At 68.4% G+C, this 13,020-nt stretch carries 13 protein-coding genes; 11 read left to right on the top strand and 2 right to left on the bottom strand.

Features of this window, described 5'->3' with window-relative positions:
* Positions 1-30 precede the first annotated feature (30 nt).
* From ABFX36_RS14725 to ABFX36_RS14770, 10 genes are all read left to right on the top strand, one after another.
* Positions 31-222, top strand: a complete 192-nt coding sequence (locus ABFX36_RS14725) for a ubiquitin-like protein Pup (RefSeq protein ID WP_006894932.1) — start codon at positions 31-33, stop codon at positions 220-222.
* Entirely contained in the window at positions 219-1,085 is an 867-nt protein-coding gene (gene prcB, locus ABFX36_RS14730) for a proteasome subunit beta (protein ID WP_278127336.1), read from the top strand. Before ABFX36_RS14725 ends, prcB begins: the two co-directional genes overlap by 4 nt.
* Positions 1,082-1,798 carry a proteasome subunit alpha gene (gene prcA / locus ABFX36_RS14735; protein WP_006894934.1) on the top strand — a complete coding sequence of 239 codons (717 nt, stop codon included), beginning with the start codon at positions 1,082-1,084 and terminating at the stop codon, positions 1,796-1,798. Before prcB ends, prcA begins: the two co-directional genes overlap by 4 nt.
* 5 nt (positions 1,799-1,803) lie before the next feature.
* Positions 1,804-3,162, top strand: coding sequence for a Pup--protein ligase (gene pafA / locus ABFX36_RS14740; protein ID WP_006894935.1), 1,359 nt, complete (start codon positions 1,804-1,806; stop codon positions 3,160-3,162).
* Between the two features lie 16 nt (positions 3,163-3,178).
* Entirely contained in the window at positions 3,179-4,162 is a 984-nt protein-coding gene (locus tag ABFX36_RS14745; protein WP_346076981.1) for a helix-turn-helix transcriptional regulator, read from the top strand.
* On the top strand, positions 4,159-5,121 hold the full coding sequence (locus ABFX36_RS14750; RefSeq protein ID WP_062367480.1) for a helix-turn-helix transcriptional regulator: 963 nt from the start codon (positions 4,159-4,161) through the stop codon (positions 5,119-5,121). Before ABFX36_RS14745 ends, ABFX36_RS14750 begins: the two co-directional genes overlap by 4 nt.
* Before the next feature lie 96 nt (positions 5,122-5,217).
* Entirely contained in the window at positions 5,218-5,475 is a 258-nt protein-coding gene (gene tatA / locus ABFX36_RS14755; protein ID WP_006894938.1) for a Sec-independent protein translocase subunit TatA, read from the top strand.
* Between the two features lie 15 nt (positions 5,476-5,490).
* On the top strand, positions 5,491-6,498 hold the full coding sequence (tatC, locus tag ABFX36_RS14760) for a twin-arginine translocase subunit TatC (protein ID WP_006894939.1): 1,008 nt from the start codon (positions 5,491-5,493) through the stop codon (positions 6,496-6,498).
* Between the two features lie 3 nt (positions 6,499-6,501).
* Positions 6,502-9,243, top strand: a complete 2,742-nt coding sequence (locus ABFX36_RS14765; RefSeq protein ID WP_346076984.1) for a DEAD/DEAH box helicase — start codon at positions 6,502-6,504, stop codon at positions 9,241-9,243.
* Between the two features lie 65 nt (positions 9,244-9,308).
* Positions 9,309-10,109, top strand: a complete 801-nt coding sequence (locus ABFX36_RS14770) for a DUF4333 domain-containing protein (protein WP_346076986.1) — start codon at positions 9,309-9,311, stop codon at positions 10,107-10,109.
* Positions 10,110-10,152: 43 nt separating this feature from the next.
* Here the strand turns inward: ABFX36_RS14770 and ABFX36_RS14775 are convergent, their stop codons facing one another.
* On the bottom strand, positions 10,153-11,088 hold the full coding sequence (locus ABFX36_RS14775) for a 5'-3' exonuclease (RefSeq protein ID WP_346076988.1): 936 nt from the start codon (positions 11,086-11,088) through the stop codon (positions 10,153-10,155).
* Between the two features lie 42 nt (positions 11,089-11,130).
* Here ABFX36_RS14775 and ABFX36_RS14780 point away from each other — a divergent pair, with 42 nt between their 5' ends.
* On the top strand, positions 11,131-12,249 hold the full coding sequence (locus tag ABFX36_RS14780) for a M24 family metallopeptidase (RefSeq protein WP_006894944.1): 1,119 nt from the start codon (positions 11,131-11,133) through the stop codon (positions 12,247-12,249).
* On the opposite strand, the gene ABFX36_RS14785 is transcribed toward ABFX36_RS14780, so the two are convergent.
* Positions 12,209-13,020: HNH endonuclease signature motif containing protein (locus ABFX36_RS14785; protein ID WP_346076990.1), on the bottom strand; the 812-nt coding region annotated here is incomplete at its 5' end. The two genes, ABFX36_RS14780 and ABFX36_RS14785, sit on opposite strands and share 41 nt — an antisense overlap.

Genomic DNA, 13,020 nt, shown 5'->3' on the forward strand with positions numbered 1-13,020 from the left:
GTCACAACATTCTCTTCTCAGGAGGCGAACATGGCGCAGGAGCAGACCAAACGAGGCGGCGGCAGCGACGATGACGACGCGATCGGTGGTGGTGCGGCCGGCCAGGAGCGGAGAGAGAAGCTCACCGGCGAGACCGACGATCTACTCGACGAGATCGACGACGTGCTGGAGGAGAATGCGGAGGACTTCGTCCGCGCCTACGTCCAGAAGGGCGGGCAGTGATCTCGGTACCGGGCGAGGCTGGAGCCGGCGGGATCTCGTCGTTCACCGAGTACCTGCGCGTTCATGCGCCTGATCGATTGCCGCACAACATGATCGACGGTGGCGGCCGGGCCGGCGTGGAGCAGATCCCGCACGGCACCACGATCGTCGCGGTCAGCTACCCCGGTGGCGTGGTGCTGGCCGGCGACCGCCGGTCGACGATGGGCAACCTCATCGCCACCCGTGATGTGCAGAAGGTGTACGTCACCGACGAATACTCCGCGGCGGGTATCGCGGGCACCGCGGGCATCGCGATCGAGATGGTCCGGCTGTTCGCCGTCGAATTGGAGCACTACGAGAAGATCGAAGGGGTGCCGCTGACCCTCGACGGCAAGGTGGCACGCCTGGCGACGATGGTCCGCAGCAACCTGGGCGCTGCGCTGCAGGGGCTCGCCGCGATCCCCCTGCTCGTCGGTTTCGACGCCGAAGCCGACGCGGGCGCACGGGGCCGGATCTTCTCGTTCGACGTCGCCGGCTCCCGTCACGAGGAGACCGGCGGCTACGACGCGATCGGCTCGGGATCGGTCTTCGCGAAATCGTCTCTGAAGAAGCTGTACCGTTCGGACCTGTCCGCCGACGAGGCGCTGGCGGTCGCGGTCGAGGCGCTCTACGATGCGGCCGACGACGACTCCGCGACCGGTGGCCCGGACCTTGTGCGGCGGATCTTCCCGACCGCCGCCCGGGTGAGCGCCGAGGGCGCCGACCTGGTGGCGGAAGCGGAGATCGAGAGTGCGGCCGAGGCGGTGGTCGCCCGCCGCAGGAGCGCGGCGGCGTCGGGTACGGCACCGTCCGAGCCGGCCGGCCAGACAGGGGAGCGCGCATGACTTTTCCGTACTATGCGAGCGCCGAGCAGATCATGCGAGACCGCTCGGAGCTGGCGCGCAAGGGCATCGCCCGGGGCCGCAGCGTGGTGGCGCTCACCTACGCCGACGGCGTCCTTTTCGTGGCGCACAATCCGTCGAACACGCTGCGCAAGGTCAGTGAGATCTACGACCGCATCGGTTTCGCGGCCGTCGGCAAGTACAACGAGTTCGAGGGCCTGCGGAAGGCCGGCATCCAGATGGCCGACCTGCGCGGCTACAGCTACGACCGCGCCGACGTGACCGGACTGTCGCTGGCCAGTGCTTACGCGAACACCCTCGGCGCGGTGTTCACCGAGCAGGCCAAGCCCTTCGAAGTGGAACTCTGCGTCGGCGAGGTGGCCCGGGCCGGACGCACCACCCCGTCGCAGCTCTACCGGATCGGCTACGACGGATCGATCGTCGACGAGACCTCGTTCATCGTGATGGGCGGCAGCACCGAACCCATCAACGCGGCGATGAAAGACGCATACGAGCCGAACCTTCCGCTGCCGCGCGCCCTGCAGATCGCCGTGCGCGCACTGTCCACACCGGCCGAGTCGGCCAACGGCGACACCGCCGCCGCACCGACACTCACCGCCGCCGACGTCGAGGTGGCGATCCTGGATCGCAACCGACCGCGGCGGGCGTTCAAGCGGCTGCGCCGCACCGACATCGCCGGCTACCTCGAGGAGTGAGCGCCGTGGAACGACGGATCATGGGCATCGAGACCGAATTCGGTGTCACCTGCACGTTCAAGGGACAGCGTCGCCTCAGCCCGGACGAGGTCGCGCGTTACCTGTTCCGGCGCGTCGTCGCGTGGGGCCGGTCGTCGAACGTCTTCCTCACCAACGGTGCGCGGCTGTACCTCGACGTCGGCTCTCACCCCGAGTACGCCACCGCCGAATGCGACTCGGTGGCGCAACTGATCACGCACGACCGTGCGGGCGAGCGGATCCTGGAGGAACTGCTCGTCGACGCCGAGGAACGTTTGGTGGCCGAGGGCATCGGCGGCGACATCTACCTGTTCAAGAACAACACCGACTCCGCGGGCAACTCCTACGGATGCCACGAGAACTACCTGGTCAGCCGGGTGGGGGAGTTCGGCAGGGTCTCCGATGTGCTGCTGCCCTTCCTCGTGACGCGCCAGCTGATCTGCGGGGCGGGCAAGGTGCTCTCGGTGGGCCACGAGGCGCGCTACTGCCTGTCGCAGCGCGCCGACCACATCTGGGAGGGCGTCTCGTCCGCGACCACCCGGTCGCGGCCGATCATCAACACACGCGACGAGCCCCACGCCGATGCCGAGAAGTACCGTCGGCTGCACGTGATCGTCGGCGACTCCAACATGTCCGAGACCACCACCATGCTCAAGGTCGGTTCCGCACTGCTGGTGCTGGAGATGATCGAGTCGGGGATCTCGTTCCACGACTTCGCGCTCGACAACCCGATCCGCGCGATCCGGGACATCAGCCACGACCCGACCGGCCGGCGCGAGATCCGGCTCGCGGGCGGACGGACGGCGACGGCGCTGGCGATCCAGCGCGAGTACCACGCGCGGGCCGTCAAGCACCTGCAGACGCGCACGCCCGACCCGACGCTCGATCGCGTGGTGGACCTGTGGGGCCGTGTCCTCGACGCCGTGGAGCGCGACGACTTCAGCGGTGTCGACACCGAGATCGACTGGGTGATCAAGCGCAAGCTGATGCAGCGCTACCAGGACAAGTACTCGATGGAACTGACCGATCCGAAGATCGCGCAACTCGACCTGGCCTACCACGACATCCGCCGGGGCCGCGGCGTCTTCGACCTGCTGTCCCGCAAGGGGCTCGCGGCACGGGTCACCACCGACGAGGCGATCGACGAGGCCACCTCGACGCCGCCGCAGACCACCCGGGCCAAGCTCCGCGGCGACTTCATCACCGCGGCCCAGAAGGCGGGACGAGACTTCACCGTCGACTGGGTGCATCTGAAGATCAACGATCAGGCGCAGCGGAACGTGCTCTGCAAGGACCCGTTCCGGAACGTCGATGAGCGCGTCGATCGGCTGATCGCGTCGATGTGACGCCTAAAGTGGACGCGTGACTGCGAAGAACGAGAGACTCGTCAACCTCGTCGTCTGCTTGATGTCGGCGCGGACGTACGTCCCCGCAACCTATGTGCGTGCGAACGTGCAGGGATACATGGAGTCGGACCGGAGCGACGACTCGTTCAAGCGGATGCTCGAGCGCGACAAGGCGCTGCTGCGAGAGATGGGCATTCCCGTCGAGACCGGCCGCAACCCGCAGGGCGAGGAGGGCTACCGGATCGATCCGGACCAGTACGCGCTGCCCGACATCACCCTCGATCGTGCCGAGGCGGCCGCCGTGGCCGCGGCCTCGGCGCTCTGGCGCGATCCCTCGGTGGCGGCCGTCTTCCAGACCGCGGTCCTCAAGCTCCGCGCGGCGGGGATCGAAGTGGTTCCCGACGACGAATCGGTGGTGACCCTCGGCGGCGCCACCAGATCACTGGGCGACGAACGCACGATCACCGATCTGCTCTCGGCGATCGACGCCGGCCGCCCGGTCACCTTCACTCACCGCTCGTCGAAAGGCCGCAAGACGCGGACCCTCGAACCGTGGGGGATCGCCGGCGGCGGCGGACGCTGGTACGTCACCGGACACGACCGCGACCGCGGAGCTGTGCGGACCTTCCGGATCTCCCGGATCTCCGATGTCGAAGCCTTCGGCGATGCGGGATCGGTGGTGGTGCCGGCGACGGTCGACATCCAGGCGATCGTGAACGAGGCGGTCGACGTGGCGACCGCGGACGGCGGCGCCACCGCGGAGATCTGGGCCGCCGCCGGTCGGGCGCACGGCCTGCGGCGGATGGCGACGTCGACGGTCCCGCAGCGGTTCGGAGACGAGGACGGAGATCTGCTGACCGTGGAGATCCATTCGCGGTCGGGGCTGCGCAGGGTGATCCTGGCCGCCGGACCCGACGCGGTGGTGCTCGCACCGGACGATCTGCGCGCGGAGGTGGTCGCCGACCTGGACCGCCTGATCGCGGCGGAGGTGAGCGCATGAGCGACGCCAATCCGAGCCGGCTGTCGCGTCTGCTGGCGATGGTGCCGTACTTCCTGGCCCGTCCGGGAATCAAGGTGTCGACCGCAGCCGACGACCTCGGCGTCAGCGAACACCAATTGCAGACCGATCTCGAGCAACTGTACGTGTGCGGTCTCCCGGGCTACGGTCCCGAACACCTCATCGACATCCAGTTCTGGGACGGATACGTCAGCGTGGTCTTCACCGCAGGAATGGACCGGCCGCTGCGGCTGACCGGCCCCGAGGCCAACGTGCTGCTGATGGCGCTCAACATGCTCTCCGAGACACGGGGAGCGGTCGACGCCGATGCCGTGCGCAGCGCGATCGCGAAGATCGAGGAGGCGATGGGTACCACGCGGCGCGCGGTGAGCGCCGACCTGCCCGCCGCTCCGGCACCGCCCGTCGACGGCGTCATCCGCCAGGCCCTGGAGGACGGCCAGTCGCTGAGGATCACGTACTACACGGCCAGTCGCGACGAGGTGACCGAGCGGACCGTCGATCCGATCCGCATCCGGGCGGTGGACGGCAACAGTTATCTGGAGGCCTGGTGCCGGTCGTCGGAGGGCGTGCGCCTGTTCCGATTCGACCGGATCGAGTCGGCGCACGGCACCGGCGAGGTCTCGCAGCCTCCGGTCGAGGCCCTCCACCGGACGGACCCGACCGATCTGGGCGCGCTCACCGGGGAACTGCCCACGGCGCACATCGAGATCGATCCCGAGGCGGTCTGGCTGCTCGAGTACTTCGCGGCGGAGCCCGACGACGAACTCTCCGAGGAGCCGACCGAGCCGATCACCGCGACCATCCGCTACGGCTCGCCCCAGTGGCTCGCGCGATTCGTGCTCGGATTCGGCGGGCGCGTGCGGGTTCGTAGCGACGTCGACGGCGTGACGTCGCTGATCGCGAGCACCGCGAAGGCTGCGCGGAGCCGGTACGGTCCCTGACCGCAGTACCGGCCGACGAATCTGGGCGCGCCGATGACGCCGCTGTTCGGTAGACTCGAACACGTCTGAGACTGTTTACTCTCGAAGGGTTGAATTATGGGTGCGATGTCGCCGTGGCACTGGGCGGTCGTTCTGCTCGTGCTCGTGCTGCTGTTCGGCTCGGCCAAGCTCCCCGGGGCGGCTCGCGGCCTCGGCCGGTCGCTGCGCATCTTCAAATCGGAGATCCAGGAGATGCAGAGCGACGGCAAGCCGTCCGCCGAGACCACTGAGACCGCGCGCGAACTGCCGACCGCACCTCAGCCGAGTCCGGATCCCGCCGACCAGGCGACGCGATCCGACAAGAAGACGGCCTAGCCGCGCACCACCGGAGTGCGCAAGCGATTCTCACTCGCCCGTCTCGACCCCCGGCAGCGACGGAGCCGAGTCAACCCCGACGGCTCGATGCCGTTGGCCGAGCACCTCTACGAGCTGAGGACCCGGCTCGTCATCTCGATGGTGGCGATCGCGGTCACCACCGTCATCGGTTTCGTCTGGTACAGCCACGGCGTGTGGCGGATCGAGTCACTGGGTGAGCTCCTCCGCGGTCCGTACTGCGACCTCCCGGCGTCCACCCGCGCCTCGCTGACCCCCGACGGCGAATGCCGGCTGCTGGCCACCGGGCCGTTCGACCAGTTCATGCTGCGCCTTCAGGTCGCCCTGACCGCGGGCGTGGTACTCGCATGCCCGATCTGGCTGCTGCAGATCTGGCGTTTCATCACACCGGGGCTGCACAAGAACGAGCGTCGATACGGCATCAGCTTCGTCGCAGCTGCGAGCGTCCTCTTCGTCGCCGGCGCAGTGCTGGCCTACCTGGTGGTGTCGAAGGCGTTCCACTTCCTGCTGACGGTGGGCAACGACGTTCAGGTCACTGCGCTCGCGGGCGACCAGTACTTCAGCTTCATGCTGCACCTGCTGATCCTCTTCGGCATCAGCTTCGAGCTTCCGCTGCTGATCGTCGCGCTGAACCTGGTCGGAGTGCTCACCTACGAACGACTCAAGCGGTGGCGCCGCGGGCTCATCTTCGCGATGTTCGTCTTCGCCGCGGTCGTGACACCCGGCCAGGACCCGTTCACCATGTTGGCGCTGGCGGCGGCGCTCACTGTGCTCCTCGAGATGGCCATTCAGATCGCCCGTTTCCACGACCGCCGCAAGGCCCGCCGCGATCCCGACTGGATGAGCGTGCCCGACGATCAGGCCTCGCCGCTCGAACACGACGGCTCCGCCCCGGTGACCGACGACGTCGGCCGTCCGGCACCCATCGAGCCCGCGGGACCGATCGGCGCGTCGAGCGAGCGTCGATCCGTTCGGACTCCGGGCGCATTCGATGACATCCTGTAGGTGATGACCACCGACGACTTCTCCGGCCCCGGCCCGCAACTAGCGGCGTTCACCGCTCGACTCGGCTTTCGACTCGACCCCTTCCAAAGGGAGGCGTGCGCCGCTCTGGAGGCGGGGCAGGGCGTGCTCGTGTGCGCCCCCACGGGCGCGGGCAAGACGATCGTCGGTGAGTTCGCCGTGCATCTCGCGCTGGCGCAGGGGACGAAGTGCTTCTACACCACTCCGATCAAAGCGCTGAGCAACCAGAAGTACCACGACCTCGTCGACGTGCACGGTGCGGCGAATGTGGGACTGCTGACCGGCGACAACTCGATCAACTCGGGGGCACCGGTGGTCGTGATGACGACCGAGGTGCTCCGCAACATGCTGTACGCGGAGTCGTCGTCGTTGCAGGGCCTCTCGCACGTGGTGATGGACGAGGTGCATTTCCTCGCCGACCGTTTCCGGGGCGCCGTGTGGGAGGAGGTGATCCTGGGGCTCGATCCGTCGGTGCGCGTGGCAAGCCTGTCGGCGACGGTGAGTAACGCGGAGGAGTTCGGCGACTGGATCACCACGGTCCGGGGCGACACCGCGGTGATCGTCGACGAGCACCGGCCGGTACCGCTGCACCAGCACATGCTGGTCGGAAACAGGATGTTCGAGCTCTTCGACCGCAAGCATCCGAAGCAGGTGAACCCCGAGCTCAACCGCTTCATCAAGCACCGCCTGCTGTCCGACGACGCTGTCGGCGGTTACCGCGAACGTCTGGCGCGCGAACGCCGGCGCGGCGGGACCGGAGTCTCGCGGCCCAGACTGATCCGGCTCCTCGAGGAGAACGGGCTGCTGCCCGCGATCACCTTCATCTTCTCCCGCAAGGGCTGCGACGGCGCGCTCGCGCAGTGTCTGCGCTCGGACCTGAATCTGCTCGAGCCGCACCAGGTCTCCGCCGTCGACGCGATCGTCGACCGCCATCTCTCGGCGCTGGCCCCCGGTGATGCTGACGTTCTCGGGGTCGACGAGTGGCGCGACGGCCTGCGCCGCGGCTTCGCCGCCCATCACGCAGGACTCCTGCCGACCTTTCGGCAGGCCGTCGAAGAGCTGTTCGTCGAGGGACTCGTGCAGGTGGTGTTCGCGACCGAGACCTTGGCGCTGGGCATCAACATGCCCGCGCGCAGCGTGGTCCTCGAACGCCTGGTTAAGTACAACGGCGAAGCGCACGTCGACTTGACGCCGGGGGAGTACACCCAGCTCACCGGCCGCGCCGGACGACGCGGGATCGACGTCGAAGGACATGCTGTGGTCGTCTGGACTCCCGAAGTGGCCCCCGACCGGGTGGCCGGCCTGGCGGGAGCACGGACCTTTCCCCTGCGCAGCTCGTTCGCCCCCGAATACAACATGGCGATGAACCTGATCGATCGGCTCGGGGTGGACGGATCGCGCGATCTGCTCCGACGGTCGTTCGCGCAGTTCCAGACCGACAGATCGGTGGTGGGTCAGGCGCGGCAACTCGACCGCGCCCGCATGACGCTCCGCAAGGTGGACGCCGAACTCGAGCACTCGGCCGAACGGAAGGGGCTGGCCCCCGAGTCGTTCCTCGAATACGTCTCGCTTCGCGAGGACATCCGCAGGCACGAACGCGCGGCCAAGTTCGTCCGTCGGATGGAGGCGTCCGAGGCGGTGTCCGAGGATCTGCTGTCGTTGAAGCCCGGCAACGTGATCGGCCTGAACAACGGCAGGCACCGCGGACTGGCACTGGTGCTCGAGCGCGCGGCCATGGATGTGGACCCGAAACCGCTGGTGCTGAGCGAGGACGGCTGGACCGGCAGGGTCGGCGTGCGCGACTTCGTCAATCCGCCCGAGGTGCTGGGACACCTGCGGATACCGAAGTCGGCGAATCGGCGCAGCGCACAGGGCCGACGCGAACTGGTCAAGCTGATCCGCTCCAGCGGAATCGCGCGGCCACGGGGACGCAACAAGAAGAAGCGGGAGCTGTCGGAGCACGATCTGCGGCTCACCGAACTGCGCAACCGGCTCCGCAAGCACCCGGTCCACAAGCTCAACGGCATCGACGATCTGCACCGGCTGTCCGAACGTCGTCACCGGCTGCTTCGCGACATCGACAGTCTCGAACGAGCGGTGGACGAACGGACCGCGGCACTCGAGACCGAGTTCGACGCGATCACCGGTGTGCTGACCGAACTGTCGTATCTCGAGACCGATGACTCCGGGGAGCTGGTCGTGACGCCGACCGGCGCGGTTCTGCGACGGATCTACTCCGAGAGCGACCTGCTCGTCGCCGAGTGCATTCGTGCGGGGATCTGGGACCGGCTCTCACCGCCGGACCTGGCCGCCGTGGTGTCGTCGATGGTGTACGAGTCGCGGCGCGACTCCTACAGCGGCGGTGTCGACTCGATGCCCGGCGACCGGGCGCTGCGGGAGTCCCTCCTCGCGACGGTCGACGTGTGGCAGGCGACCAACGACGTGCAGGAGCGACACGGAGTCGTTCAGACGCGTGAACCCGACACCGGATTCTGTGTCGCCATCGGTGCCTGGGCCTCGGGCCGGTCGCTGCGGGAAGCCTTGCTGGCCGCGTCGGAACGGGGACAGTTGCTCTCACCTGGCGACTTCGTTCGGTGGAACCGCCAGGTCATCGATCTGCTGGAGCAGATCCGAGGCAGCGTGGATCCGGACACCGGTCTCGCGGTGGCTGCGGCACGGGCGGTCAAGGGTGTCAAACGCGGGGTCGTCGCCTCCGAATTGGATTGAGTCGCTGCGGTAACGTGACACCAGCCACGGCCGCAGGTGGCATCTGCTGAGGAGGAAGGCGCGACATGACGAACGGAAACGAGCCCACCGCTCCGGGGCAGCCGGGGGACGAGGAGACCACGGTGGTGCGACGTCCGGACGCGGCGGGACAGCAGCAGAGCCCGTGGCAGCGAGATCAGCAGTCATTCGCGGGCCCCACCGAACAGATCGGTCAGCCGCAGCCGGGTCAGCCGCAGCCGGGGCACGGGCAGCCGGGGCAGGAACAGGCGGGGCAGACGCAGACCGGCTGGCAGCCGGGCCAGTACGGCGCTCCGTCCGGTGCTCCGCAGGGGGGTCCGGCGTACGGCCAGCAGCCGTACGCGCGGCAGGGATATCAGCAGCAGTACGGGCAACCCCAGTACGGTCAGTCCCAGTACGGTCAGCCGCAGCCGTATGCGCAGGCCCCGTTCGGTCAGCAGCAGCCGCCGGCTCCGCCGCTCGGCGGCGATCCCACTCTCAACCCGTACGCTCCCGCGCAGCCCGCGCCGAAGAAGGCGACCGGGAAGCTGATCGGCGTCATCGTCGGCGTGCTGGTCCTCATCGCGGCCGTGGTGGCGCTCACTGCGTTCGTCTGGCCGGGATGGGTCACGAAGACGTTCAATCAGTCCGCGGTGCAGGACGGCGTCATGAAGGTGCTGACTGCGAAGAACCAGGACGACGGATACGGTCTGTCGGACGTGAAGGACGTCCAGTGCCCGAGTGGTCAGGAAGTGAAGGCGGGAACCGTGTTCACCTGCTCGGTGAAGGTGAAGGGCGAGAACAAGCACGTCACCGTCACGGTCAAGGACGACAAGGGCACCTACGAGGTCTCGCGTCCGACCAACTGACGCGCGGGACCGACCGCCCGCCGGCCGTGCTGCGGGCTCCCGATCACCATTCGAGCGCCTTCGCCAGCCGCGCGATCGAAGCGTCGATGCCGAGCTCGGCGATGAGGGCGTCGAGTCCGTCCCGGTTCGCGGGCGCCGTGGGTAGCGCATCGGTCTCGGTGCTGTCGACGGTGTCGGCGTCGGTCCGTACGGCGACCACTGTGCGGGCCGCAGCCAGGTAGTCCCTCGAATCGCGGATCGAGTTCCGAGCCCGTGTCGGTACGGCGGTCCGGTCGTCGTAGGCCGCTGCCTCCAGCGCGTCGAGGCTTCCGAACTGGGTGAGCAGTTTCGCGGCGGTCTTCTCGCCGATCCCGGGAACGCCGGGAAGCCCGTCCGAAGGGTCGCCCCGGAGGATCGACATCTCGGCGTAGGCGACGCCCGCGCGCTCTGGCGGAACTCCGTACTTGGCGGCGACCTCCTCCGGGCCCATCAGTTCGGCCTTGGCCAGTCCTCTGCCCACGTACAGCACGCGGACCGGGACCGGATCGTCGGCGACTACCTGCAGCAGGTCGCGGTCGCCGCTGACGACCAGCACCTCGTCGTCGGCCTCGTGGAAGGCGAGCGTGCCGATGACATCGTCGGCTTCGCAGCCGGCAGCGCCCGAAGTCGCGATGCCCGCACACCGCAGCACGTCGAGGATCATGTCGACCTGCGGGGTGAGGGTCTCCGGAACCTCTTCGGCGCCGTCGCCGCCGTCGGAGACCCGGTGCGCCTTGTACGACGGGATCAGATCGGTTCGGAACGATGGTCGCCATTCGAGGTCGAGGCACACCACCAGCCGTGTGGGGCGATGTGCGGTGACCAGCGCCGCGATCGTGTCGACGAACCCCCGGACCGCGTTGACCGGGCGTCCGTCGGGTGCGGTCATCTTCTCCGGCAGCGCGTAGAACGAACGAAACCACAGGCTCGCTCCGTCGAGGAGCATCAATGATCCGGTCATGGTCATCACCTTGTCACACCGCCGGTGAAATACCCTGAACGCATGGCGACCAGATTCGACTCCGAGGTGTATGCCCGCCGTCTGCGACGGGCAGCCGATCTCACCCGCGATGCGGGCTACGACGCGATCATTGTCGGGACCGGACCCGACTTCCGGTATCTGACGGGATCGACGGCCGAGACCTTCGAGCGGCTGACAGCTCTGGTGATTCCGGCGAGCGGGCAGGCGTGGGTGGTGACCGCGAGGCTCGAACTGGCGGCTCTTCGCGAGTCGGCGATCGGCGAACTGGGCCTGCGCATAGCCGACTGGGTGGACGGTGATGACCCGTACGCGCTGGCCCTCGACGGACTCGGTGAGTCGGCGCGTCTGGCGGTGTCCGACAGTCTGCCCGCGCTGCATCTCATCCCGTTCGCGCGCCGGACCTCGGTGGCCCCGGATCTGGCGACGCCGGTGCTGCGCGAGTTGCGGATGATCAAGGACGACGCCGAACTGGAAGCACTGCGGAGGGCGGGAGAGGCCATCGACCGCGTTCACGCGCGTATGGCCGAGTTTCTGAAGCCGGGCCGTACGGAGGCGGAGGTGGCGGCTGATATCGATGCGGCGATTCGCGCCGAGGGCCACACTCATGCGGAGTTCATCATCGTGGGGTCCGGGCCCAACGGCGCCGATCCGCATCACGAGCATTCCGATCGCGTGATCGCCGAAGACGACGTGGTGGTGATCGACATCGGCGGACCGGTGGAGCCCGGCTACAACTCCGATTCCACTCGCACGTACTGCTTCGGCCCGCCGCGCGCCGACGTCGCCGAGGCCTATGCGGTCCTGGAACGGGCGCAGGCGGCCGCGGTCGCTGCGGTCCGGCCCGGCGTCTCCGCGGAGAGCGTCGACGCCGCGGCCCGCGACATCCTCGTGGACGCGGGACTCGGCGACCGGTTCATTCATCGGACCGGCCACGGGATCGGGCTGTCGGTGCATGAGGAGCCTTACATCGTCGCGGGCAATGCGGACGTTCTGCGGGAGGGCATGGCCTTCAGCGTGGAGCCTGGCGTGTACTTCGACGGCGACTGGGGCGCACGTATCGAAGACATCGTCATCGTGACAGCCGACGGCTGTGAACCGGTCAACTCGCGGCCGCACGGCCTGGTGGTCCTGCCGAACTGATCGGGCGGGGCAGCCCCCGCGATCGCTGCGCGCGCGGGTGAAGCGATTGTGCTTGTCCGGCGTGGTGGATGGGGTTCAGGCGCCAGGGGTGGTCGGTGGTGGCTGGTCGCCAGGCCATGCGTCCGGCGTGGGGTCCGTCGGTGAGGATCGTGGTCTCCCACTGTCCGCGTGCGGTGCCGACTGCGCGGTTGTGGCGCCCGCACGCGGCGCCGAGGGCGTCGATGTCGGTGCGTCCGGCCGGGGTGATCCAGTCCGGTGCGTGATGGGCTTGGGTTTGGGCGAAGGGTCGGTCGCAGCCGGGGGCGGTGCAGCCGCGGTCGCGGGCGAACAACGCCAACCGCTGCGCCTTACTCGCGAAGCGTGCACCGCGGCCTTGGTAGAGGACTTCGCTGGTGTGATTGCGGAAGACGGCCAGGTGCGGCACAGCCTCGGCAGCGAGCCGCACGAGTTCACCGATCGGAATGCGGGTGCCGGTGGCGGTCAGGGCGATGCCGGCGTGGGCGGCGAGTTCCTGGTCGGTGACGGTGATGACGAGTTCGGCTGGTATCCGGTTCGGTGCACCGAGTCCGCCGTGGGCGAGAACGTAGTCGCACAACGCCAGCAGCGCGTCGTGTGTGCGTTGGGCGGCACTGCGCAGATCCCGGCCCCGCGCCGCCGCCAGAGCCTCGGCGTCGATGCCGTCGGCGTCAATGGTTCCGGTGGGCGAATCCGGGTCGGCGGGATTGTTCATCCCGGGTGCGGCCCAGGCGGTCAAGATCACTTCGAACTTGG

Origin of the sequence: Gordonia cholesterolivorans, from assembly GCF_039531975.1 — a bacterium.
GTDB classification, from domain to species: Bacteria; Actinomycetota; Actinomycetes; order Mycobacteriales; family Mycobacteriaceae; genus Gordonia; species Gordonia sihwensis.